20 protein-coding genes are annotated in these 26,653 nt (G+C 42.4%); 14 read left to right on the top strand and 6 right to left on the bottom strand.

Annotated elements, in window-relative coordinates; translation table 11 throughout:
• Positions 1-428 precede the first annotated feature (428 nt).
• On the top strand, positions 429-1,187 hold the full coding sequence (locus QWZ17_RS06540) for a metallophosphoesterase (RefSeq protein ID WP_290304258.1): 759 nt from the start codon (positions 429-431) through the stop codon (positions 1,185-1,187).
• Between the two features lie 62 nt (positions 1,188-1,249).
• Here QWZ17_RS06540 and QWZ17_RS06535 read toward each other — a convergent pair whose 3' ends face one another.
• From QWZ17_RS06535 to QWZ17_RS06525, 3 genes are all read right to left on the bottom strand, one after another.
• A complete protein-coding gene (locus QWZ17_RS06535; RefSeq protein WP_290304257.1) occupies positions 1,250-2,842 on the bottom strand; it encodes an RNA/DNA-binding domain-containing protein in 1,593 nt (530 codons plus the stop codon).
• A 255-nt stretch (positions 2,843-3,097) separates the two neighbouring features.
• Positions 3,098-3,244: a hypothetical protein gene (locus tag QWZ17_RS06530; protein ID WP_290304256.1), complete on the bottom strand. Its 147-nt coding sequence runs from the start codon at positions 3,242-3,244 to the stop codon at positions 3,098-3,100.
• A gap of 202 nt (positions 3,245-3,446) precedes the next feature.
• Complete coding sequence (locus tag QWZ17_RS06525) at positions 3,447-4,718, bottom strand: tyrosine-type recombinase/integrase (protein WP_290304255.1); 1,272 nt, start codon at positions 4,716-4,718, stop codon at positions 3,447-3,449.
• A gap of 364 nt (positions 4,719-5,082) precedes the next feature.
• On the opposite strand from QWZ17_RS06525, the gene QWZ17_RS06520 reads away from it, so the two are divergent.
• The 12 genes from QWZ17_RS06520 to QWZ17_RS06465 all read left to right on the top strand — a co-directional run bounded on the left by QWZ17_RS06520 (position 5,083) and on the right by QWZ17_RS06465 (position 21,608).
• Complete coding sequence (locus QWZ17_RS06520; RefSeq protein ID WP_290304254.1) at positions 5,083-5,361, top strand: hypothetical protein; 279 nt, start codon at positions 5,083-5,085, stop codon at positions 5,359-5,361.
• 97 nt (positions 5,362-5,458) lie between these two features.
• Positions 5,459-6,904: an MFS transporter gene (locus QWZ17_RS06515; protein WP_290304253.1), complete on the top strand. Its 1,446-nt coding sequence runs from the start codon at positions 5,459-5,461 to the stop codon at positions 6,902-6,904.
• A gap of 27 nt (positions 6,905-6,931) precedes the next feature.
• Complete coding sequence (locus QWZ17_RS06510) at positions 6,932-7,501, top strand: Crp/Fnr family transcriptional regulator (protein ID WP_290304252.1); 570 nt, start codon at positions 6,932-6,934, stop codon at positions 7,499-7,501.
• A 295-nt stretch (positions 7,502-7,796) separates the two neighbouring features.
• Entirely contained in the window at positions 7,797-8,561 is a 765-nt protein-coding gene (gene map, locus QWZ17_RS06505; protein ID WP_290304251.1) for a type I methionyl aminopeptidase, read from the top strand.
• Positions 8,562-8,844: 283 nt separating this feature from the next.
• Complete coding sequence (locus QWZ17_RS06500) at positions 8,845-9,444, top strand: RNA polymerase sigma factor (RefSeq protein WP_290304250.1); 600 nt, start codon at positions 8,845-8,847, stop codon at positions 9,442-9,444.
• A 249-nt stretch (positions 9,445-9,693) separates the two neighbouring features.
• The gene (locus QWZ17_RS06495) at positions 9,694-10,881 is read left to right on the top strand and encodes a FecR family protein (RefSeq protein ID WP_290304249.1); all 1,188 of its coding nucleotides are present in this window, start codon (positions 9,694-9,696) and stop codon (positions 10,879-10,881) included.
• A 274-nt stretch (positions 10,882-11,155) separates the two neighbouring features.
• Positions 11,156-14,512 carry a TonB-dependent receptor gene (locus QWZ17_RS06490; protein ID WP_290304248.1) on the top strand — a complete coding sequence of 1,119 codons (3,357 nt, stop codon included), beginning with the start codon at positions 11,156-11,158 and terminating at the stop codon, positions 14,510-14,512.
• A gap of 12 nt (positions 14,513-14,524) precedes the next feature.
• Positions 14,525-16,078 carry a RagB/SusD family nutrient uptake outer membrane protein gene (locus tag QWZ17_RS06485; RefSeq protein WP_290304247.1) on the top strand — a complete coding sequence of 518 codons (1,554 nt, stop codon included), beginning with the start codon at positions 14,525-14,527 and terminating at the stop codon, positions 16,076-16,078.
• A gap of 101 nt (positions 16,079-16,179) precedes the next feature.
• Positions 16,180-17,652 (top strand): RICIN domain-containing protein, encoded by a 1,473-nt coding sequence (locus QWZ17_RS06480; protein ID WP_290304246.1) that lies wholly within the window; start codon positions 16,180-16,182, stop codon positions 17,650-17,652.
• A gap of 192 nt (positions 17,653-17,844) precedes the next feature.
• A complete protein-coding gene (locus QWZ17_RS06475; RefSeq protein ID WP_290304245.1) occupies positions 17,845-19,092 on the top strand; it encodes a TIM-barrel domain-containing protein in 1,248 nt (415 codons plus the stop codon).
• Positions 19,032-19,988, top strand: coding sequence for a glycoside hydrolase family 31 protein (locus QWZ17_RS06470; RefSeq protein WP_290304244.1), 957 nt, complete (start codon positions 19,032-19,034; stop codon positions 19,986-19,988). Before QWZ17_RS06475 ends, QWZ17_RS06470 begins: the two co-directional genes overlap by 61 nt.
• Positions 19,989-20,126: 138 nt before the next feature.
• The gene (locus QWZ17_RS06465; RefSeq protein WP_290304243.1) at positions 20,127-21,608 is read left to right on the top strand and encodes an ATP-binding protein; all 1,482 of its coding nucleotides are present in this window, start codon (positions 20,127-20,129) and stop codon (positions 21,606-21,608) included.
• On the opposite strand, the gene QWZ17_RS06460 is transcribed toward QWZ17_RS06465, so the two are convergent.
• Positions 21,603-22,787 carry an acetyltransferase domain-containing protein gene (locus QWZ17_RS06460; protein ID WP_290304242.1) on the bottom strand — a complete coding sequence of 395 codons (1,185 nt, stop codon included), beginning with the start codon at positions 22,785-22,787 and terminating at the stop codon, positions 21,603-21,605. The genes QWZ17_RS06465 and QWZ17_RS06460 overlap by 6 nt on opposite strands.
• 292 nt (positions 22,788-23,079) lie before the next feature.
• Positions 23,080-23,784, bottom strand: a complete 705-nt coding sequence (locus QWZ17_RS06455; protein ID WP_290304241.1) for a DUF2461 domain-containing protein — start codon at positions 23,782-23,784, stop codon at positions 23,080-23,082.
• Positions 23,785-23,895: 111 nt separating this feature from the next.
• Here QWZ17_RS06455 and QWZ17_RS06450 point away from each other — a divergent pair, with 111 nt between their 5' ends.
• Positions 23,896-24,684: a carbon-nitrogen hydrolase family protein gene (locus QWZ17_RS06450; protein WP_290304240.1), complete on the top strand. Its 789-nt coding sequence runs from the start codon at positions 23,896-23,898 to the stop codon at positions 24,682-24,684.
• On the opposite strand, the gene QWZ17_RS06445 is transcribed toward QWZ17_RS06450, so the two are convergent.
• Positions 24,681-26,495, bottom strand: a complete 1,815-nt coding sequence (locus QWZ17_RS06445) for an LTA synthase family protein (protein WP_290304239.1) — start codon at positions 26,493-26,495, stop codon at positions 24,681-24,683. The genes QWZ17_RS06450 and QWZ17_RS06445 overlap by 4 nt on opposite strands.
• Positions 26,496-26,653: the final 158 nt, after the last annotated feature.

Here is a 26,653-nt window from a genome sequence, read left to right as displayed (position 1 = left end):
CCGGAATGCACTGGTCAGTTTCGCCCGGAATGGGTGGTCAGCTTGCGCCGGAATGTGGTGGTCAAGTTCAACAGAATCTCCACAACAAAAATCAGTAGTAATTTGAGGCAAAATATTGAAAAATTGCTTCGGTGTTACACCACGAAACAATACAGAAAAAAGTCGCCGACATAACGGTCGGTCTTACCTGTAAGGCCCAAACAAACTTTATTAAGTTTGTTGTCTTGCGGGCAGCAAATGATAATGCAAATATAATAAATCAAACTTTCAGAATCCAGTTACAATTATTGTAATGGTAAATTTCATGTCAAATTATTTTAATATCGTTCCCATTTAAACCCGATACAAATAGGTGATTTTAAAAAGTTAAATCAAATGATCGATCCGAATAAAGATTATAAAGCTCATTTTTTTAATTTTGAAATACCATGATTCTACAGTATTGCTCCGATCTTCATTTAGAGTTTCCCCAAAATGAGGCTTATATAAAAGCTAACCCCATTAAGCCTATAGGCGACATTTTAATATTGGCTGGCGATATTACTTTGTTTGCCAGAATAGACAGACAGAAAGACTTTTTTAATTATATCAGCGATCACTTTGAAGCAACCTATTGGATACCAGGAAATCACGAGTACTATCAAAGTGATATTTCAAATAGATCGGGGACATTTGAGGAAAAGATCAGAAGCAATGTATCATTGATAAATAATGTGGTTAAAAAAATTGGCGCGCATCAGTTACTATTTTCCACGTTGTGGTCGTCCATTAGTTTGCTAAATGGCTGGCGAATTGAACGTGGTTTAAATGACTTTTATCAAATCAGCTACAACGGAAAGCGTATGCAAGTCCCTGACTACAATGGTTTTCATAAAGACTGTGTTGAATTTCTTCGACCTGCTTTAGAGATAGAAACAACGGAAAAAAAAGTGGTAATCACTCATCACGTACCCACATTTAAAAACTATCCGCCAGAATATAAAGGCGACTTCTTAAACGAAGCCTTCGCAACGGTACTTGATGATTTGATTTTAGACACCACACCGGATTATTGGATTTACGGGCATCACCATCAAAATATTCCTGAGTTTAAAATAGGTCATACAAAATTGCTGACCAATCAGCTTGGCTACGTTCAGCGTAACGAGCATTCGCTCTACCATACCGATAAGTGTATTGAACTTTAGCATGTAACGGCGCTACTGTAAATCCCTTTAACTGACGGCCAATAAATTTTATTGCAAGGATTTCAGGTAGCGGGGGCCGTATTGCTGGTTTGATACTTTTGATATTTACTGGAAAGTTTATCAGGTTCGGTAAGAGTGATATAACCAGCTTGTATTAGTGGTAAAATATGCAGGCGGTAATTTTTGGGCTGGTTCGAAATGCCGAGGTGATCAAATATATCTGCCCGGCTTTGGGGGTTTTGACAAAAGTTTAATATTTCCTTTTGTTTCGGGGATAACAAAATACCATCTCTATTACCATCCCTATTACCATCCCTATTACCATCCCTATTACCATCTCTATTACCTTCCTTATTACTTGCCACTTCCTTTTGGGCATCATCTATAAGAATAACATCGTTTTTAAAAGCAGAATGACAAAATATTTCTACTTCGAAAAAGGTACGTTCATTATCTGTGCGAAAAGATGGTTCAGGAGAGCCATTACGTTCCAAAACACGTTTAATAGAGGGAATACCTGTAGCACGGCCTTCCGTTAAATCGAGTTCCTTTAAAAAATCTCCTAAACGGCGGTTGCGGTAACGGCGCGGCCTTATCCTGCCGCTGATAAAATCTTCTTGACGGATAGAGCGATCAGGGCCACCATAATTAAGCAGCACGATGGATTCCGGTGAAACCCGGATTTCAACCTGCTCCCTCAGTTGATAATCACGATGAAATAATGCATTCGCCACAGCTTCTTCCAGTGCAGCGTAAGGGTAATTCCAAATACGGATTGCTTCGGCCTTGTCAGCTTGCTTAATGACTTTTTCCTTTAAAAAGTTTGTTTTTAATAAGTCCAGTGTCTTTCTGATTAAAGTAGGTACGGGGCCTGTAATACGCGGGTATTCAAGAAATTCAGATTCTCCTTCACCCCTTGGAAAATACACGACATCCACCCAGGTGGCAGGAAAGAATTTTTCCGGGTGTTCATTAAACATCATCAATGCCACATTCCGGGGAAAGCGGTGTTCGGGCGGGCCATCAACCAGGAGCATTTGTTCTAATATTTCCGTTTTGGTATGCTGATCGGAAGTTTCCATCAATTTACTGCCTATCAGGCGCAAATGATCCTGAATGAGTACCATTGAAATATCATCTATGCTGGCATATTGATTAGAGCGGTCATCAAAAGGAATTTGGTTGGCCAGACTAATCAGTTCTTGCTGAGTTTCCATATCTGCAACAGCAGAACTGGCATACCTACGAACATAATAAGAATATCGTTTTTGTTTGGCCGTAATTTGTTCAGGCACTTCATAAGGGCGGTTAGAGCCACCGGGCACCCAAATAACTAAAATTTGCTGGCCATCCACAGTCTCAATAAAGAGTTTAGGATGGTAAACGGGGTTAATCAGGTTATTATACCCGATCATCTCTTTTTGAATCGAGGCAATCTTGGAGGCACTTAAACCTACAACGGGACGCTTGGCAATCCCGCTTTCTTCTTTCACGCCAATCAGAATATAGCCACCACCCACATTTTCAAAATCATTCGCAAAAGCACAAATTGAACGGTATATGGCATCAGGATTCCACCCCTCTTTAAATTCGAGCCGTTCCGATTCAACAGAACGAGCGTTTAATAAATCTTCAATATTGACGTGTAATGGCATCTTGTAAAAATAAGCAGGAATGTCATAGTATCGAATTAAAATTTAATTCTCCATTTTTGAATCCGCGCAATAAATTTTTTATTGCAGTGTTATTTATTTATTGCTTTTTGAATGTAGCTAATTGTGAGATAGTTGCAAATTCTATTCTGGCCATTTTTAGGATCATTTAAAGGTGCTAAATTCTAAAGAAATAGCAAAAGATTATAATGAGTCGGATATTGACTTTGATTGTCCAAAGCCAACTCTTCGGCTTTCCTATGCAAAGTATGATTTTTTTGTTGAGGGGTTTGAGTTTTGAGTTCTTATGGATGGTACGATAAACTGGGTGTAGTAAAAATTCCCAAATCCCATATTCACCAGTACCGCGAAGATAGCCACCGCCGGGTAAAAAGTAAAGGCCATGCAGAGCGGGCCATTTTGTTTTGTTTTTTAGCGGTGGCCCGGCCTTGACTATTGACCCGGCTCCCGCTTTTGGTTGCTTACATGGTGAAAATGGAATGGTGTGTTCTTGACTTGCATGGCGTATTGCACAGCGGGTCAAAAGCGTCCTTCCCTGTTTGTTTTCGATATGCCGCAAGTAGGTTGGTATTGATAAGAGGCCGTTTCAAACGGCCTCTTGAATTACTGTTGGTTTTGCCACTGTAAATTCCATAAGCTTTTCTGCCATGCTCTTTTTAGCATCATTTTCAAAGCCTTTCCAGTAGTTCTGTGTTGTATTCATGGTTGTATGCCCCAAAGCTTCCTGTGCAAATTCCAGACCCATTGTACGGGTTGCCTGGGTAGTGAATGAATGGCGGGCTACCATCGTGCCTAATTTAAATGATAAGCCTAACTGATCGACCAATTTTTGCATGTGCTGGTTTACAAACCGGATAAAATTTTGGTTGACTCGATGCCGCTCTTTTGCTGACATGCCTGTCTGGAATATGGGAAACAAGTATTCATTAGGCTTACCTTTTTCGTTGGCATACTTTTTAATAAAATCTTTAATATAGCTGGTCAAGGGAACAACAATAGGTGTCGGGTCTTCCTTTGTAGTATTTTTCGTCTTGTGCCTTAAAAATGAAAAATAGGTGTCATGAATATCTTTAAACCTTAATTCAGCAATATCCCTGAAATTCATTCCGTTGCACTGGTAACTGAAAAACCAGAAATCCCTGGCCTTTAGCATAAAGCTATCTGTGGCATCTGCAATATACAAAGCGTTAAGATCAGGTGTTTCCAACGCCTTTTTTACATTTTTACCGTTAGGGATTTTATAGGTTTTAAAGGGATAAAGTTCAGGGGAAATGTCCCCGGCTGCAATTGCTTTATTAAAGATCGCCCTTAAATTACGCATATAAATGCCAACTGTTGTTTTGGAACTATTTTTGGAAATCATCCATTGTTCATATTTATTTAAAACTTCGGCTGAAAGTGCGGTAAAAGGAATATACGTAACCGGATTTTTTTTACCCTCACTCAAATAAGCGGTAATAGAATTAATGCTGCAATTGTAACTGGAAGCTGTGCCGATCTGCTCATTTTTGTCCAGTACTTTTACATAAGCACCAAAATGGTCAATAACATTATTGGCGCTTGCTTTGGTACGGAACATCTTGCGTTCAAATTTTTCAAAAGTAAAGCTATCACCTAAATCCTTAGCCAGTTCTGCCGCTTTTTGTATAATAGCATCCAACTCAATTTTAAGTTCCTTAAGTTCTCCTCTTGGCTTGGCAGCCAAATAAGATTGTTCAAACTGTTCATTGCTCAATTTGTAATCAGTTTTATACCACCGTTCCATTTTTGCGGTAAAATAAACGTGTAGTTTTAAAGGGTAAGTGCCATCTTTCAATGCCCGTCTTGTGTCCAGATATAAAGAAACCTCTGCTTTCATGATTTTAATAATTAAATGTATAAATTTGCAGAAACAAAAAAAATGTAAGCATCGCAATAAATGAGATAAAATGCTGATTTATAGTGCAATTTACTAATACAAATATAAGAAAAATGATTGAATTATTTGCAGAAAATTTGCAGAAAAATGGACAAAAAATCGCAAAATATCACAAATTACCCAATAATGAAAATATATAAAATGTTGATTATCAATACATAACAATGAATTGCAAAATACCAGTAATGTGTAAAATATGACTGTTAATCAGAGGGTCGCTGGTTCGAGCCCAGCCTCAGGAGCAAAGCCCCGCATGTCCGCGGGGCTTTTTTTTATGCCTTGAATTTTGTAGCTTGCTGCTTGTATGGAGTGGACTTTTGAAGTTGTAAATATTTACTGGCTCCACAATAGGGGCGATTTTATTTTTGCCCGGTTAATTAGGGGGCAATCGGATTTCGAGCTAAAAGAGGGCGCGCTTTTTGGCGGGATACCTGTTTATCATTACACCGATATTCCAAGGATGCTCGACGAAAATGGCAATCCTCGTTTTGATATATTTATATTCAAGCCGTTAAGTTTAGAGCGGCTTCCATTTGATTTTTTCGTTGCGGGCCAGCAGGTAAAATTGGTTTTGCCAGATTGATAACCCGCTTTTAAAAAATCAGGTTAATTGTAACCTCTCCCTCCATTTTTTAACACACATCAATGTTTATTCATTTGCTGCTGGTCAATTTTGTAGCATGAAAACAGAAACGTTAGAAATCTTTAAAGATACGGGTACTGAAGAAAATTCGGGCCGGGTTATATCCAATTTAAACCTCGCTATCGCGGGTATTTCCATCAGCTTGTTTATGATGAACCTGGATACCAGCATCGTAAGTGTGGGTTTGCCAACCATGATTAAAACGCTTAAAACTACTTTTGCTTCGGCGCAGTGGTTTGTGCTGGCTTACCTGTTGGTGCTTACCGCCTTAATTACCGTTGCCGGCCGAATTGGCGATATTGTAGGTAAAAAGAAACTATACCTGGCCGGTATAGCCATATTTACCACAGCGTCGCTGCTTTGCGGGTTGGCGGGCAGCGCAGCATTGTTTATTGCTTTTCGCGCTTTGCAGGGGCTGGGGGCGGCTTTAATTCTGGCTTTAAGTATGGCTATCGCTACAGAACTTACGCCCAAAAAACAATTGGGTAAAATAATGGGCATCTTATCAACCATAACCGCGCTTGGTATTGCCAGCGGACCAACCATTGGCGGGCTGCTGCTTTCAACTTTTGGGTGGCAATCCATGTTTTTGGTAAATGTTCCGTTTGGGATAGTAGCCTACCTGTTGGGTTATAAATATGTTTTGAGTCCTGCGGTTAAAAAAACAATCTCCATTGATTGGGCCGGGATAATTTTGCTGGCATTAACCCTATCCTGCTACTGCATTGGCATTACCATGATTGAAAAAAGCGGGTTTAACAACCCCGTGGTTTTAACATTGCTGGCTATCACCGTTTTGGGTTTGGTCGCATTTATTAACTTGCAGAAACGGATACGGCATCCCCTAATCAATATAGCCATCTTTAAAAACCGACTTATCAGTAAAAACCTGGTGGCTACCGTGCTTGTTTATACGGTTATTATTACTACAGTAATATTGCCGCCGTTTTATCTTTTAAAGGCAGCCAACTACAGTTTGGTGCAGGTTGGTTTAATTATGTCTTTTGGGCCATTGTTAACCGTAGCTTTAAGTATTTACGCCGGTAAAATTGCCGATAAGTATGGTGCAAAGCGGGTGATGTTTTACGCGGTAATTACCATTGCTATTGGATGCTTTTGCATGAGCACCATTACCCCGGCCGCAAATATTACAGGTTACCTTTGGCGGATAGGGATCATTGCGCTGGGCTTAAACTTTTTTAAAACACCCAACAATACCGTAGTGATGGAAGTTGCGGCAGCAGATCAGCGCGGGCTGCTTAGTGGGTTCCTGTCACTGTCGCGTATATTGGGGCAAATAACGGGCACAACGGTTATGGGCGTTATTTTCGCGGTGTTATCGGGCGTGTCGGGCGCTGCAAAAACAGGCGGTTCGGCGCAGTCAGTAACTTATGGTTTTGATAGGGTGTTTTTAATAAACGCTTTTATAGCGGCGTTTGCCGCACTATTAATCTACCCTAAGTTTATTAGCCAAAAGGCATAACTTTATTGAGTGATAAATTCTCTATTTATGAAAGAAACTTTAGCCAAATATATCCTTAAAAAGGTTAAAATGAGCGATGACGATTTGCAGTTGGTACTTTCGCACTTTAAAACCCGGTTGGTTAAAAAAAAGGAGATTTTATTGCACGAAGGCAGCCTATCTACCCGGATGTATTTTGTGGTAAAAGGCTGCCTGCGTATTTATTTTATAAAAGATGTTGGCACCGAAGTTACCCGGCGCATCATCTTTGAAAATGATGCATCGTCATCAATGGTATCTTTTATTACCGAAAACCCATCAATGGAATATATTGAAGCCGTAATGGATTCTGAACTGCTTTACATGGATAGGAAGGATTTTTATTACCTGGTAGAAACCCTGCCCGCCTGGGAGAAATTTTATCGCCATCAGCTGGAATATGCTTACGTAATAAACACCAAACGGTTAATGAGTTTTATTACCAACGATGCTACCGAACGCTATTTAGCACTCCTTAAGGAAAACCCCGAAATTATAAAGCGCCTGCCAAACCGGCTGGTGGCAAATTATTTGAATATTACGCAAGAAGGCTTAAGTAGATTGAAATCAAAATTGTAAACTTTAAAAGCTTGTTATGCCTGGGGCAAAACCACAAAATCTGCCCGCAAAATATAATGTAAAATGGAGCGGTTTTGTTATCGAGCCGACATTTTCTTACCTCGTTTACAAAGTGGCGTAGGTTTTATAAACATTTGCCTTAATTTTGAATCTGTTTACATTATTTGTACCAGGCAACAACATACAGGCCGTTATTTGCCTGGTACTTATAAAGCAGCGGTAATGTTGAAAGCCACGGTAACTTTTGTCAACTTTAAATAGCCTGTGGCACTTACTTATTAATATCAGAACAATTATGTCTATTAACTCTATTGAAGAGCAGGAAGGAATGCGAAAGGTAAGTGAGGCAGTAGCGCTTACCTTAAAAGCCATGCGCGAACATTGCCGTGTTGGTATGTCGGCACAAGAGCTGGACGAGTTTGGTGCAAGCATGTTAAGCAGTTTCGGCGCGGTTTCGGCACCAATGCTTACTTACCAGTTTCCGGGGCATACCTGTATCAGCGTTAACCACGAAGTAGCGCATGGTACACCAAGGGCAAATAAAATATTCCAGAATGGCGATCTTATCAATATTGATGTATCGGCAGAGTTAGATGGCTTTTGGGCAGACAATGGCGGCTCCTTTGTTTTGGGCGATGATACCCATGGGCATGGTTTATTGGTGGATGCATCTAAACAAATACTGAAAGATGCTATTGCGCAAATAAAAGGCGGCGTTAAAATAGCAGAGATTGGCAGGTTTATAGAAACGCAAGCGGCTAAACGCGGCTTCACTGTTATAAAAAACCTGGCAGGGCATGGCGTTGGGCGTAGCCTGCATGAATCGCCCAAAGAGATTTTAAATTGTTATGATCGTTTTAATCAGGAGCGCTTTCGCAAAAACTCCGTGGTGGCTATAGAAACGTTTATCTCCACAAAATCGACCTACGCACGCGAAGGTGCCGAAGAGTGGGATTTAATTGGCGATAAAGGGGGCTACGTAGCACAGCACGAACATACCATCATCGTAACCAATGGAGCGCCTATCATTTTAACTGCAAATAATGAGATTTTTAATTGAGCCTTGGGACTTAGTTAAAAATAAATTTAAGCATGGCTTTTTTAAATGGCACGATTCTATAAATTAACTGTTTTAGCTATAGGGTTAATGTAAATCAATGCTTTATGCTTTCGCCAGCAAGGTGCGCCAACTGTTTAATGCCACTTAATTCAATAAGTGGCTATCCTGAACAACCCGATATTTTTATTTGTTAATTTAACAATTATTTATACGTTTACATATTGAAGGTATCGCCACGATACTTTGCTACTACACCAGTTAAACCGTTTTTTTTAATTCCGTAATGGGCACAGGATACCTTAATGATAATGAGTTGGTCATTGCGTTGCAAAACGACGATGTTAAAGCTTTTGATCAATTGTATTTAAAATATCGCGCCGGCATCTATAAGAACATTTTAAAACTGGTAAAGGACCCCGAAGAGTCAAAAAATGTGATGCAGGACGTATTTGTGTCGTTATGGGAAAAGCGGATGACGCTCGATTATGAAAAGCCCGTATCCGGTTGGTTATTTGGTGTAAGTTACAATAAGTCAATTACGCGGATAAAAAAAATGTTGAAAGAATCTTTGCTGTTTAAGCATGTAGAAAACGATTGGGAGTGCGAAGATGAATCTGCTGATGTTTTTTTGAAAGAAGCCAAACTGAAATTACTCGATGAAGCCTTCCGTAACCTATCGCCTCAAAAAAGGAGGGTTTTTGAACTGTGCAAGTTACAGGGCAAATCCTGTGAAGAAACCGCCATCGAACTTAATATATCTAAATACACTGTAAAGGAATATTTAGCCATCGCGGTAAAAAATATTAAAGACTACGTACAACAACACCCTATTGACGCTGTTGTGTACATCTACCTGGTTGTTGCTTTTGAAATACTCCACTAATTAATTGCCACCAATAACGGGCAAGCAATCGCACGCGTCAACCACAAATAATTGTTTTTTTGCCTTTCTGAAAATAAAATAAAAATATTTTCATTTGGTACCCCCTCCTTTTTTAATTTCTGAGTATTTAGTGTGTAAACAACAATTATAAACCAATAAATTTTACTGTTGAATTGCCATTACTGAAAGCTTCAGGGTGGAGTTGATATTCCTGTTCAATACGTAAAACTTTAATCTTACCGGGTACCAATGATGAAAGACGCAAGAAAAAAACTTTTGCAATTGCTTCATAAACAGGAATTAACAACTGATGATAAGCGTTGGCTGCTCGATTATTTAGAAAATACTGATCAAAAGGAATTATTACAAGCATTGGATGCCGAGTTTAATAACGATATCAACGATCCTAATCAAACAGATGTTAATTTCCCGGAAAAACTGCTGATAGAAATTCACAGAAGGGCCGGCATTCAATACCAGGAAAAACCTAAAGTTGTATTGATGTGGGTTAGGCGCCTGGCCGTAGCCGCGTCTGTTATAGGGATATTCCTGGCGGCTTCTTTTTGGTTCTTAAAATCAAAAGAGGGTGTAATCCAGAAGCAAAGCGTTGCCGTGGCGCGTGTGGCTAAAAATGATGTAGCGCCGGGGGGCAATAAAGCTGTGCTTACCCTTGGCAATGGAAAAACAATTGTTTTAGACTCGGCCAGAAACGGGGTGATAGCCAGCCAGGGGAGCAGCAGTATCGTAAAAACTAATAACGGCGAGTTGGTATATAACGCGACACCTCAAAATAAACAGGAAGTAGCCTTCAATACCATTTCTACCCCGCGGGGTGGTAGTTACCAGGTAGTATTGCCAGATGGTAGCCAGGCCTGGTTAAATGCTGCCTCGAGCATTCGTTTCCCAACATCTTTTACCGGAAAAGAAAGGCAGGTTGAAATTACCGGCGAGGCTTATTTTGAAGTAACCAAGAATAAAGCGATGCCATTCATCGTAAAATCAGCCAGGACCGAGATCACTGTTTTAGGCACCCATTTTAATGTAAATGATTATGCAGATGAAGCTTACGCTAAAACCACTTTGCTTGAAGGCGCTGTAAGGATAAGCGGAAAACATGCTACCGGTACCTTAAAACCTGGTGATCAGGCTTCGTTGAATGAAAACGACGAAATGAAAATTACCGCCAATGTAAATACCGAAGAAGCAGTGGCATGGAAAAACGGTGTTTTTGAATTTAACAGGGCCGATATATCAATAATGATGCGGCAGATAGCCCGCTGGTACGATATCAACATCATTTACACCGGTAAAACCGCGGACGCTTTATATAAAGGAAAAATATCCCGTAATGTAAACCTTTCTGAAGTGCTTACCATGATAAAGTATATGGGCATAAATTATACGCTGAACGGAAAAAACCTGACTATAAAAGATTAACCTGTAACGACTGTTGCGCCCCTGAATAAACCAAACTGAACAAATACTATAAATTATACTAACCCGATTTTTGATTTAAAACACAATGAGCTTATGAGACAAGAAATACAAATTTAACCCCTGTGTAAAAAAGCGCCCAGTTATAATATCCTGCTACCCTGGCCTGTGATGTTATAAAAAAGCCGAAAAGTGTTCGAACCACTTCCCGGCGACATTTGGGCGCTTAAACCAATTGGCAAATTGACATTATTACTAACCCAAACATTACAAAAATATGAAATTAAATCATAAGGCAATGCCCATGGTATGGCCCGATTGTACCTCAATAATATTAACCATGAAACTCACTGCTTTTTTCCTGATTGCAGCATTTATACAAGTGAGTGCCAAGAGCTTCAGTCAGCAGGTGACCATACGTCAAAAAAATATTTCGATAGAAAAAGTGCTTCAGATGATTGAGGATCAAAGCAGCTACCATTTTCTTTTCAAAATAAATGACCTATCGTCCTCACGCAACGTAAACCTCGAATTAACTAATGTTTCTGTAGAGCAGGCCCTTGACCAATGTTTTAAAAACACGGCGTTTACCTACAAAATTATTAACCGCACAATTTTGGTAAAAAAGACCGCCGAACTGGTTGATGCGAATAGCCTTGCATTGCAAAAAATACAAGGACTTGTTACCGACGAAAAAGGGACCCCGCTGCCCGGTGTAACCATTCGCCTTAAAGGGACAACAACCGGTGTGGTTACAGATGTTAACGGCAAATTTATAATTGACGTTCCGGCTGTAAACAGTACATTGATAGTCAGTTTTATAGGCTTCACCACGCAGGAAATTGCTGTTGATGGCCGCAGCGAGCTCAACATCCGTTTAAAGGAATTACCAAAGGATTTAAATGAGGTTGTAGTGGTTGGTTATGGTACACAGAAAAAAACATCACTTACCGGATCGGTAGGGGTTGTAAATATGAAGGATTTGGAAGATCGGCCCCTCACAAATTCGGGCCAGGCATTGCAGGGTACAGTATCGGGCGTATACGCGCTGCAGGCATCAGGAAAACCCGGAGACGATAACGCTGTAATTGATATTCGCGGTGTAGGTACTTTTGGCGATAATTCTCCACTGGTTTTAATAGATGGGTTTCCGGGTAATATCAATGATGCCAACCCTAATGATATCCAGTCAATTTCTGTTTTGAAGGATGCAGCTTCCGCGTCTATTTATGGAAGCCGGGCCGCCAATGGTGTTATATTGATTACCACCAAACGTGGTTCGGCAGGAAAGGTGCACGTAAGCTACAGCGGTTACGCGGGTGTTCAAAGCCCAACACGTTTGCCTAAAGTTTTAAACTCGGTACAATACACTACGCTTTACAACGAAGCGGCAATCAATTCCGGTTCCGCGCCACTTTATCCCGATTCCATAATTCAAAAATACGCGGCACACAATAATCCCTTGTATCCCGATATTGATTATTTCAAAGTTTATTACGGCAACGCCGCGATGCAAAATCACCGGGTAAATGTTACCGGCGGCAGCGAAAACATGAATTACGCTTTTATGCTCGGCCAGCTTAATCAGGACGGTATTTTGGTAGCTACCCATTATAAAAAGACCGACTTCAGGACGAATTTGGATACCTACCACCTGAAAGATAAACGCCTGCGGGTATCGGCAAATATTACCGGCAACCTGGGTACAAAAAACGAACCCACAGACCTTTGGAATGCCGAATGGTATGCCACCCTGGCCCCTATACATCCGTTAAAAGATGCCAATGGGCAGTGGGTTTCTGTAAATGGCGAACGGAACTATTATGGTGAGATTAAAGAAGGAAGCACCAACCTCACCAAACGTTACAACTTTAGCGGCCAGGCCGAAGCCGAGTATAAAATAGCGGATGGTTTTAGCGCGATGGTTACCTATGGCTATAACGCCACCTACACCAGCGGCAATGCTTTTCATGCAAACGTTACGTTACAAAACCAAAATGGCACAATAACTAACCTGCCATCTGATTTGACAGCCTCCAGCGAGCTTGATTCTCATACATTATTGACGTCTCTGTTAAAATACAATAAAACGGTTGGAAAGCAAACGTTTAATTTGTTGGGCGGTTATTCTGAAGAGGCGTTTAATTACGATTGGCAAAGCGGCTACCGGGCTCATTTTGTTAATAACACCCAGCGTGTTTTGGATTTGGGCGATGCCGCGACACAAACCAATAACGCCGGAAGCTATGACCTTGGTTTGCGTTCTTTTTTCGGCCGTTTGAATTATGCTTTTGATGGTAAATACTTATTTGAAGCTAATATCAGAAGAGATGGTTCTTCGCGGTTTGCGCAGGGTAAGCAGTGGGGAACATTTCCGTCTTTTTCTGGCGGATGGGTGATTTCGAAGGAGGATTTTATGAGCAACATCAAATGGCTTGATTTTCTGAAACTGCGTGCTTCCTGGGGTAGGTTAGGGAACCAAAATATTTCAACCTATTATAACGGCAGCGATATCTTGTCATCCGGTCAAAACTACTCATTGGGAGGTACCTTATACTCAGGCGTGGCTGTAACCACCATGACCAATAAAAACCTTACCTGGGAAACAGCCCAGCAGCTTGATCTTGGTTTAGATGTTACGCTTCATAATAACATTGAAATAACCGCCGATTATTTTGATAAGCGCACTAAAAACTTATTACTCACTCAACCAATTCCGCTAACTGTAGCCGAATCGGCCCCGCTTGCCAACGCGGGTGAGGTACAGAATAAGGGTATTGAACTTGCGGTTTCATACAAAAAAATGTTTGATAACGGGATTAAACTTTCGGTAAGTGTAAACGCATCGCACATTGTTAACAAAATTACCAATATGAATGTTGCGCAGCAGTTTACTTCGCCTAAAGCAATTGTTGTAGGGTCGGCCATTAATTCCTTTTACGGTTACCAGATGACCGGTGTGTACCAGATATCAGACTTTACATGGCAAAACAATAGCGATCCGTCAATAGCTTATGCAAGCCGTAATTATACCTTAAAGCCCGGAGTTGTAAAAGTATCTGACTATACCGCGCAGCCCGGTGATATTAAATATGCCGACCTGAATGGCGATGGTGTTGTGGATATGAACCATGACCGTAAAATAATTGGCAAACAGTTTCCGGATTTAACCTATGGCTTAAACTTTAATATTGGTTGGAAAGGATTTGATTTAGGTGCCTTTGTGCAGGGTGTTCAAGGCATTCAGGGATATACCTATTATGAAATAGCATCTCCATTTAGTGGCTTTGCAAATCTTGGCACGTGGTGGCTAAACAGATGGACTCCATCAAACCCGTCAAACACCACACCGCGCCTAACGCTTGATGGTGTAAGAAACAATATACACTCATCGTATTATGTTGAGGATGCTTCTTATATCCGCATAAAAAATATCGAGTTAGGTTATACGGTTAAATCCTCGGCCCTCACAAAAATCGGGCTTACTTCCCTGCGTGTGTATGCCAATGTGCAAAATGCATTCACGTTCACCAAGTTTAAGGGGTTTGATCCTGAGCAAACAACCGGGCAAACCAGGGCCGAGGCTTTCCCCCAGGTTAGGATAATGACCGCTGGCCTAAATGTTAATTTTTAAAAAGCTATTATCATGAAAATCATCCATAAAATTGCAGTACTCCTTTTTATCGCTTCCCTTGTAGGTTGCCAAAAGGATCTTCTTAATAAATCCCCTAAAGATCAACTATCCCCTTCTACTTTTTTTCAAAATGATACCCAGGTAAAAATGGCGCTCATCGGCATTTACAATGCTATTCAGCCCAATGCAACGCCGGCTCATTTTTACCAGTTTGAATTTGAATCTGATAACGGATACTGCCAGGATGCCTGGCAGGGCTCAAAGGAAGTAGGCGAATGGCAAACAACCACCAACAGCTGGGCCCCTTATGCCAAATGGACCCAGGATTACGCCATCATCTCCAGGGCTAACGAATTTATTCAGGATGTTGCCAATGCAGGCATTAGTAGTAGCGAAAAGGCACAGATGGTGGGCGAAGCAAAATTTTTAAGAGGCTATGCCTATACAGACCTCATTACCTATTTTGGCGATGTGCCACTCATTACCAAAGTTTTAGCCCTGGCAGATTCTTACGTGAAAAGAACGGCTAAAAGCGCTGTACTTACCCAGATCCTTGCCGATTTTAATGATGCCGCCGCTGTTTTGCCTGCATCTTATACGGGTACCGATGTAGGGCGCGCTACCAAAGGAGCGGCGTTAGCTTACAAAACAAAGGTATTGCTGTATAACGAAAAATGGGCCGATGCCGCGCAGGCCGCGTCAGATGTTATCAGTTTAAACGCTTATAGCTTATATCCTAATTACACCAATCTGTTTGATGAAGCCCACGAAAATAACGCCGAAGTGATTTTTGATATTCAATATATCCCTACCACGCAGTCGCAGCCGTGGCCATCATCGGCGTTATCTTTAAGTGTGTGGCCCACGCCAAATGTTACTTCGGATTTGATCAATTCTTATTACATGACCAATGGGCAGCCAATTACAAGCGCGTCGTCTGGTTATGACCCGCAACATCCCTTTGTAAACAGGGACCCAAGGTTGGCAGCCTCTGTTGTACTGCCGGGGTCTCAATGGGGCTCTACAACTTATATACCGGCAAATGATGTGGTTCCGAGTGGAGCAAGGCCACGTAAGTATGCCGATATTGGCATTGCCGATCCTAATAACTGTTCGTTAAATACCATATTAATGCGCTATGCTGATATTTATCTGATGCGTGCGGAGGCGCTTATTGAATCAGGTAGCACATCATCAGAAATTTACACGTTAATTGACAATGTGCGGGCAAGGGTTAATATGCCCAAAGTGGAGGCTGTTGAAGGAATCGGTTTGAGCCAGAGTCAATTAAGAGCAATTGTGCGTCATGAGCGCAGAGTAGAGTTTTACAATGAAGGAACCCGCTATGCCGATATGTTAAGGTGGAAAGATCAATCGCTGGTGCATGATGTATACGGTTACGCCACTTCTTTGCTATCCGATCCGTCAAATTCCGCTAAATGGCAATTTCAGCAGGTTAAGCTGGAAACCAGGACGTTTAACGCCGCGAAAGGGTGGTTATGGCCAATTCCACAGGCCGATATTGATATCAATAAAAATCTGCTTCCAAATAATCCTGGGTTTTAATCCGGATACCAAGATAAAAGACACCAATAATTAACCATCCATCCATTCATTGCCGGGCTTCCGGAAAACCAAAGGAATCTCGGCGTAAACCTTTAACCAAAATGAGAAAGATTGTAATTTTTCAGGCAGTATGCTGCCTGGTAGTCATGTTAGCGGGCTGTTCAAAAAATCCTCTTCAAAAAAATCCAGGTGTAGCCATCACCCCAACCGGGAAACAGTCATTTGCGCTGTCAACCACCAATACCAACAGTTTTCGTGGTATAAACTGGGCCGATCCCAACGGTAATGAGGGAGATAGCAGGGTTGTTTTGCCCAGCGGGATGACAACATCGCTTACGGCAACACAGGCCGCCGCGCTGGCTACCAGTATTTCAAGTGCTGTGAAAACAAGCGGAGGTACTACCATCAGGATGCCAATAAACCCCTGGACACCGCAAAGCTCAACGTATTGGCCGGTATACCAGGCTGCAATTAACGCCATTGTAGCCAATGGCTGCAAAGTGGTACTTTGCTATTGGCCTGTTGGGGTACGCCATGTGCCGGATACCGCTCAATGGCACACCATGTGGGCAAGTGTAAACACGGTGTACAAAAACAACGCTTCAGTATTATATGAACCAATTAATGAGCCGGTTGATTACTCAAGTACCGATTTGAATAATTTATATGCCGGTTTCTTAACCACATTTAGCCCGGCTACAGGAAAATGCATTTTGGATGGCACCGGGTACGCTGCCGATGTTACCGCCGTTGGGGCCGATAGCCGCTTAACCAACCAATACCTTGGGCTTCATTGCTATTGGTGGTTTTGGGGTTCATACAATGTATGGTCAAGCTATTATAGCAATATGTCTACCCGTACAGGGTCTTACGCATCCCGCACCATAGTAACAGAAATTGGTATCGAAACATTCCGCAATATGAGTTTTTATCAGCAGTGGGATACCGGGGTGTATGTTGATCAGGCCTTCCTGACGGGTGCGCTTACTTATGCGCGCGACAATTCTATGGGAACCATAGCATGGTCGGGTGTTAATGATATTGATACCTACCGCTGGTACCAGGCAAATAATAACCTTGTAGAGGTTAGCCCCGGCGCTGCCAATATGTTCAGGTGGTCATGGTTGCTAACCGCATCGCCGGTATGGCAGGGACCGGTGGCAGATGGCCGTTTCAAACTTCAGAATCGCGCCTCGGGCCTGATGCTGGATAACCTGGGCAGTACAACCGATGGGGCAGTTGTATCGCAATGGGCAGATGGTACAAGCGCCAACCAAAAATGGAACATCAGTTACACCAATGGTTATTATACCTTAAGCTGTGTTACCGGTAAAGAGTGCCTTGATGTATCTACCAATACTACCGATGGCTCAACAGTTAAACAGTATGTGGTAAGCACCGCCAATACGCAACGGTGGTCATTGGTTTCAACAGGCGATGGTTATTACAGGGTAATTAACCTTACAACCGGCAAATGCCTTGATACGGGAGGTAACACCACAAACGGATCGTCTATGCAGCAATGGTACCAGGGTTCAAGTTATAACCAGCAATGGAAACTCATAGCCCAATAAAACCAAACAAAAGATAGGCTTAAGCCCCGCGGCCCGCGGGGCTTTTTGCTTGCTATGGTTTTAATTGTCGGGGATAGTTTGCGCTATAGCAATCTTAAACATGAGGTATACTCTTCGTTTTTGTAACAGAAAATCGTTCTTTTGTTAAGCATCTACAGTTGCCGTGATTTATGGCGAATTCAACAAAAAATTATGAAAATAACTATCGCTATTGGATTTAAAGTGTCTATCATTTTTCAGCTTGCCATAATCGGCGCCTTTGGTCAAACGATAAAAGTGGCACCAGGTGTACAAAAGGTTTCGCTTGGTAGTCCTGACAGGTTTACGCCCTACGCTTTTTGTAATGAACTCCCCAATACCGCTGCTTTGGCTGCATTGCCCGTCAGTAAGCTCCCTTTCAATATCAATGACATTAAAATAAATGTTACAGAAAGGGGAGTGGTTGTTGAAGTGCCCCTGGATGATAGCGAACAGCTATATGGTTTTGGGATGCAGATAGGCTCATTTAACCAGCGCGGGTTAAAAAAAAGACCGATAGTAAATGATAATCCGCTTAACGACCTGGGCTACACCCATGGCCCGGCTACGTTTTATGTATCTAACAAAGGTTATGGTATATTAATAAACACCTCGCGCTATACCACCTTTTATTGTGGTACTACCGATAAGTTGAACACTGGCAATAAAAAAAACGCGAATGGCGGGGGCGGTAACTCTGTAGAGGAGTTATATAAAAGCGACAATAAAGTTTCCGGCGCTGTAACGGTAGACATTCCTGGTGCCAAAGGGATAGATGTATTTGTTTTTGAAGGGCCCGATTTGAAGAATGCCATACAGCGCTATAACCTGTTTTCGGGCGGTGGCGCTTTGCCCGCTATTTGGGGGCTGGGCGTAAAATACCGGGTTAAGGCCGATTTTACCCAATACCAGGTTGATAAAATGGCTGCTTATTTCAGGGATAACCATATTCCATGCGATGTATTTGGGTTAGAACCCCGTTGGCAAACCGCTGCTTATTCATGCTCCTACGTATGGAATAAAGATTTTTTCCCTACACCTAACCAGTTTATTGATAGCATGAAAAACAAAGGGTTTCATCTTAACCTTTGGGAGCATGCTTTTGTATCGCCAAAATCGCCCCTGTATGAACCTTTAAAAACCAAAGCCGGTAATTACCTGGTATGGGGAGGACTGGTACCCGATTTTGCCGATACCGCTGCCGGTAACCTGTTTGCAGGCTATCATGAGCAAACTTTTGTAAGCAAAGGCATTTCTGGCTTTAAAATGGATGAGTGCGATAACTCCAATATCTCTTTTGGCAGCGATACCTGGAGTTTCCCCGAGCTGAGCCGTTTCCTTCGGGGATTGATGGCGAGCAGATGCATCAGTTGTTTGGTTTGCTTTATCAAAAAACAATTTACGGCATCTACAAAAAACTAAACCAGCGTACCTACCTGGATGTGCGGGCCTCTAATGCTTTTGCATCATCAATCCCGGCGGTTTTATACAGCGATACTTATGAACATAACGAGTATATCCGGATGATCCTTAATTCGGGTTTCGCGGGGATGTTATGGTCGCCCGAGGTGAGGGAATCAAACTCCATTAAAGATTTTATGCGCCGCAGCCAAACCGCTGTGCTATCGGCCCAAACGCTGTTTAATTCCTGGTACCTTAAAAATCCGCCATGGCTGCAAATTAACCGGGAAAAGAATAACAAAGGGGAGTTGATGGAAAATGCCAAGGAAACCGAGGCCGATATCCGCAACCTGCTCAACTTCAGGATGAGTCTCATCCCTTATTTGTACAGCGCTTTTGCCGATTATCACTTTAAAGGTGTCCCGGTTTTCAGAGCTTTGGTGATCGACTACCCGCAGGATAAAAATACATTCAATTTATCTGACGAATACATGATAGGCAACAGCATCCTTGCCGCCCCACTAACCGAAAAGCAAGACGAGCGTAAAGTTTACCTGCCTGCGGGCACCTGGTACGATTTTAATACCAACCAAAAATATGAAGGTGGTAAGCAATACACCATAAAACCAAGCCTTACCCAATTGCCCTTATTTGTAAAAGAGGGAACTATTTTGCCCCTGGCTCAACCGGTAGAATTTGTAAAGCCCGATACCAGGTTTGAGCTTACCTGCTACGTATATGGCAACGCCGCTGCTAATGCCACGTTATTTGAAGATGATGGCATAAGCTTTAATTACCAAAACGATAGCTATAATACTGTTAACCTTTTGTGGGCCAACAGCAAGGGTACTGTTAAGCGCGTGGGTAAATTCAAGGCTTCGCGGTATGTTATTAAAAAATGGCAGGTGATTAAATAAGGGTTGCACCTGCTTTGATAGCGTTATTCTTAGGAGGTGTAGTATAGTTTTACAAAAGAAAAAACAGGCAGAACAAATAGAGGTAAATGTTGTTTAAATTTGGATTTTTAGCTATAATTCCATGCCTAAGTCACGTTTATGAATTTATCTTTTGAAGAAAACAGCTGGTTGCAGGAAAGCGAAGCGCGTTTCCGCGCGCTTGTAACAGCCACATCTGACGTGATTTACCGCATGAGCCCCGATTGGAGCATCATGCACCAGTTAGAAGGGGGCAATTTTTTAACAGATACAGGGCAGCCCATTACCGATTGGATGCAAAAATACATTCATCCGCTTGATCAGTTATTAGTTACAAAAGCCATTAATTACGCTATTGGTACCAAGGGCATGTTTCAGTTAGAGCATCGCGTGCTGCAGGCCGACGGAACCATTGGATGGACGGCTTCCCGTGCGATACCTGTGTTGAACAATGATAAGGAAATTGTTGAATGGTTTGGAACAGCTACAGATATTACCGCTCGTAAACGGATGGAGGAGGAGCTGAAACTGGCTAAAGATACCGCCGAGCAGCAGCAACGGTTATACGAAACCATTACATCAAACACCCCCGATTTAATTTACGTTTTTGCCTTAGATTATACTTTTGCCTATGCCAACCCGGCCCTGCTTACCATGTGGGGTAAAACCTGGGATGAAGCTATTGGTAAAAACCTGCTGGCCAACGGTTATGAACCCTGGCACGCCGAAATGCACGAACGAGAGATAGATCATATTATAGCTACCCGCGAGGTTGTGCGTGGCGAAGTGGCTTTTCCACATGCTACACTTGGCCGCCGTGTTTATGATTATATTCTATCGCCGGTTATTGACGCCGATGGTAATGTGATTTGCGTTGCCGGTACCACGCGCGATATATCTGACATTAAAGAAAACGAGCAGCGCAAAAATGACTTTATCAATATGGTGAGTCATGAATTAAAAACGCCGCTAACATCGGCCACCAGTTATGTGCAGGTTTCACAAAAAAGGGTTGCAGAAAGTGGGGATATGGTTACAGCTGGCATGCTGGAGCGTGCCGTGCAGCAACACGCCAAAATGACCCGGATGATTAACGGGTTTTTAAATGTGTCGCGCCTGGAATCGGGTAAAATGCAGATTGACAGTCATCGGTTTAACCTTGCCGATCTGATACATGATATCGCTGAAGAAATCACGATGACGGTTACCGGTCATGAGGTGATTTTTGATCCCTGTGCCGAAACATGGCTGTATGCCGATGAAGAAAAAATAGGGCAGGTTTTTAATAACCTGATCAGTAACGCGGTAAAATACTCGCCTGCGGGCAGCCCAATTAAGGTAGCTTGTTCAAAAAGCAACGCGTTTGTCACTATCAGCATTGCAGATAAAGGCATGGGCATTGACGCCGCCGAGCTACCTATGATATTTGACCGTTATTACCGGGTTAATGTTGCCGAAGTTAAACACATAGCCGGCTTTGGCATAGGGCTTTACCTTTGTGCCGAAATTATAAAGCGCCACCAGGGTAAAATATGGGCCGAAAGTAAAGTGGGCGAGGGTAGTACCTTTTATTTCAGCCTGCCGCTGGCCACCGATCTATAAATAACTTAGCCACCATTTTTCTTTATGCGCCTGCTTGTAGGCATCGTATCGTTTACACAACGGATACAGGCCAATTACAATAGCTGCCCAAACCAGGTAGGCTACCGGTAACGAAAATCCGTAACCTTTAAGACTGCTTGTAAACCATATGGGTTGCTCCAATATCCAGATATGCCAGTTTTGGCCAGGCGTAAATGCCGAAGCGATCATGGCAATCAGGTGGATGATGTAGATATGGATGAGGTAATAAAACATAGGCACCCTGCCATAAACAGATACCACTTTTACCAACCCGTTTTGCAGCTTTTCTGTAAAGGACAGGAATAAAAGCGCCGAGCCGAGCGTCATCAATACATAAAGTAAAGATGGCGGGTACTTATTTACTTTAATGAAGGATAGGAAGGTAAAGAACGGCGTTTTCTGCACGGTCCATTTAACCGGATCGCCGTAAAAGTTAAGGTAGCGGATCACTATAAACAAAAGAATGGCCGCACCGCCAATCATCAGCAATAGTTTTTTGCGTTTTTCTACGCTGTATTCCGGCGTAAACAATTCACCAAGGCAATAGCCCAGTGGCATAATAGCTACCAATGGGATGATGGGATAACCCACCAACAGGATTTCTTTTCCCCAAAAGAATGGGCGCTGATCATGCAGAAAAGCCCAGCCAAAGCCGGCCAGGTTGTTGCCCTGCACATGAACATTATCTAACAGATTGTGGCCAAATACTACCGCCAAACAAAGAACCAGGATGAATTTTTTAGGCAGATGTATTAAACCCGCCAGCACAATCATGCTGATGCCCAAAGCCCATATGGTAATAAATAGCAGCATGGGGAAGGTTATATTAAAATTCCAGCCAAAGTTTACTACCACCAGTTCCAAAAATACCAGCCACAAACCGCGTTTGATTAAAAATACCGATAGCTCCCCCTTGGTTTTTTTACGACCCATTAAAAATGCCGAAGTGCCTGCAAGCATCATAAATATGGGCGCGCAGAAGTGCGTAACCCACCTGGTAAAAAATAAAATGACGCTGGTTTTATCCAAATCCAGTGGATCAAATATGAACGAACCGGAGTATAAATAATCGCGCACGTGATCAAGCGCCATGATAATCATAATGGTGCCACGTAAAAAATCAATAGAAGTGATCCGGGTTTTGGTTAATGTTGTCATTACGGGTAATAATTGGCTATAAAAATATCGTTTTTGGGGGAGAGTTTAATGGGTAATTATTTATTAATCAGTGGTTTTGTATTTTTTGCTTTAGTTAACAGTGCATGGTGCGAGTATCAAAAGCGCCGGGCCGTGCGATTCCTTCCTTGAGGAAGGAGGAGGTAGGGGTTAAATGGCTGTTTCACTACCTGGCGTTTGTCGCTTGTTTAAACCCCTCTCTGCATTTACGCACTTTGCCACCGCGCCCCTCCCCAAGGAGGGAATTAAAAAACTCGTTAAAAATCCAATGTTGCTAAAGCTCCAGCCCGTTAACATCGGTAGATAAAACATCGCTCATGTAATCAAAAAACGAGCGCATGTTTTTAAAAGAGTTGTTCACCAGCTGCAAAAAATTTTCGCCTAAAACCTCTTCATCGGTAAACTTACGGATTAGTAAAAATTGCTTGTATCGTAGCAGGTCGGTAGCCTTATGATCGGCATCAAAGCCTTTGGCCGTAGTTTTTAGTTGCTCGCCTTTTAAACTGCCAAATGTGGATACAAAAGCTTCGTCGCTCAATATTTTACGTAAAGGCTCATCATCAAAAGCGATATCCTCCCGAATGAGCTTCAAATCTTGCGGACTTGGTCCCCAAAAGCCGCCGCCCACAAAGCTGTTACCCGGCTCAATATGAAAATAGTAGCCACCCCTGCGGCGTTTGGTTGCCCGTTTAAAGCTACCGCTCCAGTGGGTTTTATAAGGCGTTTTATCGTTAGAGAAGCGTGTATCCCGGTAAATGCGGTACAGGCTTTTTTTGCCCGTAGGGGTTTCTATCTGGTCGTGCAGATTAAGTTCTTGCAATAAGGCATCAGCAAATTGTTCAACAAGGGCAAGTTCTGCTACGTAATCGGGCTTATGCAGGTTAAACCAGTCGCGGTTATTATTATCTTTTAATTGGTTCAAAAAATCAAAACCCGATTTGTAAATGCGGGCGGTATCTGTATTGCGTTTGGCCATCATTGGAAATTATTAATAAAGAAACAGCAAGTAAATATACCACGCAAGTATTGTTTGCATGATTACCGCTTAGTGACAAATTATTTATCTTAGCCTACCTCAAGATGCAACACCATGAAAGTAGCTTTAGCCACACCTCCCTTCCCCCAATCAATTGCCGACGCTTTGCACTGGGTTGAAAAATTGGTAAAGGAAGCTGCAGGGCAAGGTGCGGAAATTATCTGTTTCCCTGAATCGTATATCCCCGGTTATCCGTGGCACGAGTTTAAGTTAGAAGATCGTACGCCCGAAATCCTTACAGCCGCCTTAGAAAGTGTGCGCCTTTTTGCGAAAGAAAATAACATCGCCATTATTATACCCATGGACTGGCATTTAGCCGATGGTATTTATAATCTGGCCCACGTAATTTCGGCTACTGGCGAACCGTTGGGTTATCAAACCAAAAATCAATTAGATCCCACAGAAGATAAACTGTGGCTACCCGGTACCAAACGCGAACTTTTTGAAGTGAACGGTGTAAAGTTTGGCATTACCATTTGCCATGAGGGTTTCCGTTATCCCGAATCGGTACGGTGGGCGGCTATGCGGGACGCTCAAATTGTGTTTCACCCGCATGGTACAGGCAGTGATGCTGATGGTCCGCATTTAACAGAATGGGGTGCAGTTAGTAATCCATATTATGAAAAGGCGATGATGATGCGGGCTTTAGAGAACACTATTTATTTTGCCAGCGTTAATTATGCATCCAAATACCCCGAGTCGGCCACATCATTGATTGCCCCTGATGGTCGTTTGGTTGCCTGGCAACCCTATCGGGAAGCGGGAGTTTTTGTTGCGGATATTGACATCAATTTAGCTACCGGGTTGTTGGCGAAGAGGTTTAAGCCGGAATTGCTTGCTTAAAACTTTACAAAATCTGTAAACACCATCTGCATAAAAGCTTTGCCGTATAACAAGGTTTCATCTACAGATGATGCCGACGCTTTTTTGTCCTGTATATAACTTATGGTATTGCCGGCCATATCAAAGGTTACCGCTTGTTTGGGCAGCATAAAGCCCAGCCCGTTATCCCAATCAAAAAACGCGAAGTCTTTGGCGTATGGGTTCAGCAGGTTTTTTGACCATTTAAATTGTCGGTGGGGAAGATTTAATTGGGCAAGCAGGGTAGCTGCTATATCTGTTTGGTTGCCAAGTTTATTGATGCGTAGGCCTCTGTACTCCGGTTTAATAGCATCGCCCAAAAACAGTACCGGGATATGATATTTACGCGGCATATAAGGTTCCGAAATATTGAGCGGCAGGCGGTGACCATGATCTGCCACTAAAATGAACAGCGTATTTTTGTACCAGCTTTGTTTTTTAGCGGCGTCAAAATATTGTTTCAAACTGACATCGGTATAATAAGCTGTGCTCCTGAATTTATTGCTCAAATCATCACCGGGGAAATGTGGCGCTGTGGGTATTTCAAATGGCTCGTGGTTACTTAACGTTTGCACGTAACTAAAAAATGGTTCAGGCTGCTTGTTAAGAAAGCCGATGTTCTTTTTAAAAAGGATGTCGTCATGAGCGCCCCATTTGGAGTTCATTTCCTGGGTTTTAAAATCGTTTCTATCTATCAGGTGGTCAATTTTATGGCTTAGCAAATAAGCTTTAAAGTTCATAAACTCGCTTTCACCACCATAAAAGTATGAGGTGTTATAGGCTTGTTTTTTGAATACATCGCTTAGCGTTGGTAGTTGTTGCTGTTTCTCGTTATCAATAATAATGGTGCGCGTAGCCTGTGAGGGGAATCCGCTTAAAATGGCTATAATGCCTTTATCCGTACGATCCGAAGCGGCGTAAATATTATCGAACAAGACACCCTGTTTAATAAAATCTTCAAAGTTGGGGGCATCACCTTTTTCGCCGCCGAGGGAAGCGATCAGGTCGGCAGTAAAACTTTCCAGCTGAAAGATCACTACGTTGGGGTGATCGGTGTTGAGGATCTTAACTGTACTGTCCTTTTTTAGCGCGTACATGCTATCAACCAAAGCGGCTGCTTTAGCCTCTGGCATAAAAATGTATGGGTTGCCGGGCGTTTCAATGTTTTCAACCACGTTTTGAATCAGGTTCCACTCGGTATTCAGCGCGGCCTGGTTAAGGATGGGTTTAGCCGAAAAGTAAGCATTGCTTTGGGCAATAGGAGCAAGCTGTAAGCCACTACGGATAAAAAACAGGGTTAAACCCGCCAGTAAAACAATAATGAAAGGCTTTGCTAACAGAGGGGCTTTGGGCTTTTTAAAATTAAAATCGATAACATACCTGGCCAGGAAATAGCCGCCTGTACATACCGCTGCGAAAAGTAAAAAAGTTAAAAACAATGGAGATGAGCTGGCCGCGGCAAAGGCTTCAGATGGCGCGTTAAAGAAAACGTCAAACGCCCTGAAATTTACCTTGGTACCCCATTCTCTGAAGATGTTAACGTTTACCGCGGTAATAATGCCGATGATAAAAATGGCCAGGTTAACATAAAACTTAAGCCAAACCGACTTGATGTTGTACCTGGTAAACCAGTTTGCGCTAAAAACAAGCAGGGGGATAATGCTGATGTAACCCGCTACAGAGGCATCCATGCGGATGCCGTATACAAAAGTTTGCCATATTTCATAAGCGCTGGCACCGGTAAGCTTGTCATGAAAGTATAACTCAAATATAACCCTGCAAATGAGGGCCATAATGATCCAAAAGACAAAGAATCGGCAAAAACTGAAAAGGGTTCTTAACATCGGGATTCAAAAGTAGGTATTTAGTGCCGATGTTAAGAAGTGTTTAATAATGCGTTAGGTAAATATTAAATTGTGCTGACATGTAGGGGAAGAGCAGGTAGCTGAGA

It is taken from the genome of Mucilaginibacter flavus (assembly GCF_030409315.1).
GTDB lineage: Bacteria > Bacteroidota > Bacteroidia > Sphingobacteriales > Sphingobacteriaceae > Mucilaginibacter > Mucilaginibacter flavus.
Note: the sequence above shows the minus strand (reverse complement) of the source record. Positions and strands in the feature narration are given on the sequence as shown.

Coding starts and splice junctions, on each gene's coding strand:
- map (WP_290304251.1), top strand. CDS start 7,797: ATGTCTATTAACTCTATTGAAGAGCAGGAAGGAATGCGAAAGGTAAGT.
- QWZ17_RS06500 (WP_290304250.1), top strand. CDS start 8,845: ATGGGCACAGGATACCTTAATGATAATGAGTTGGTCATTGCGTTGCAA.
- QWZ17_RS06525 (WP_290304255.1), bottom strand. CDS start 4,718: ATGAAAGCAGAGGTTTCTTTATATCTGGACACAAGACGGGCATTGAAA.
- QWZ17_RS06460 (WP_290304242.1), bottom strand. CDS start 22,787: ATGACAACATTAACCAAAACCCGGATCACTTCTATTGATTTTTTACGT.
- QWZ17_RS06480 (WP_290304246.1), top strand. CDS start 16,180: ATGAGAAAGATTGTAATTTTTCAGGCAGTATGCTGCCTGGTAGTCATG.
- QWZ17_RS06510 (WP_290304252.1), top strand. CDS start 6,932: ATGAAAGAAACTTTAGCCAAATATATCCTTAAAAAGGTTAAAATGAGC.
- QWZ17_RS06535 (WP_290304257.1), bottom strand. CDS start 2,842: ATGCCATTACACGTCAATATTGAAGATTTATTAAACGCTCGTTCTGTT.
- QWZ17_RS06465 (WP_290304243.1), top strand. CDS start 20,127: ATGAATTTATCTTTTGAAGAAAACAGCTGGTTGCAGGAAAGCGAAGCG.
- QWZ17_RS06540 (WP_290304258.1), top strand. CDS start 429: ATGATTCTACAGTATTGCTCCGATCTTCATTTAGAGTTTCCCCAAAAT.
- QWZ17_RS06530 (WP_290304256.1), bottom strand. CDS start 3,244: ATGGCCTTTACTTTTTACCCGGCGGTGGCTATCTTCGCGGTACTGGTG.
- QWZ17_RS06445 (WP_290304239.1), bottom strand. CDS start 26,495: ATGGCCCTCATTTGCAGGGTTATATTTGAGTTATACTTTCATGACAAG.
- QWZ17_RS06455 (WP_290304241.1), bottom strand. CDS start 23,784: ATGATGGCCAAACGCAATACAGATACCGCCCGCATTTACAAATCGGGT.
- QWZ17_RS06485 (WP_290304247.1), top strand. CDS start 14,525: ATGAAAATCATCCATAAAATTGCAGTACTCCTTTTTATCGCTTCCCTT.
- QWZ17_RS06470 (WP_290304244.1), top strand. CDS start 19,032: ATGCATCAGTTGTTTGGTTTGCTTTATCAAAAAACAATTTACGGCATC.
- QWZ17_RS06515 (WP_290304253.1), top strand. CDS start 5,459: ATGAAAACAGAAACGTTAGAAATCTTTAAAGATACGGGTACTGAAGAA.
- QWZ17_RS06495 (WP_290304249.1), top strand. CDS start 9,694: ATGATGAAAGACGCAAGAAAAAAACTTTTGCAATTGCTTCATAAACAG.
- QWZ17_RS06450 (WP_290304240.1), top strand. CDS start 23,896: ATGAAAGTAGCTTTAGCCACACCTCCCTTCCCCCAATCAATTGCCGAC.
- QWZ17_RS06490 (WP_290304248.1), top strand. CDS start 11,156: ATGAAATTAAATCATAAGGCAATGCCCATGGTATGGCCCGATTGTACC.
- QWZ17_RS06475 (WP_290304245.1), top strand. CDS start 17,845: ATGAAAATAACTATCGCTATTGGATTTAAAGTGTCTATCATTTTTCAG.
- QWZ17_RS06520 (WP_290304254.1), top strand. CDS start 5,083: ATGGAGTGGACTTTTGAAGTTGTAAATATTTACTGGCTCCACAATAGG.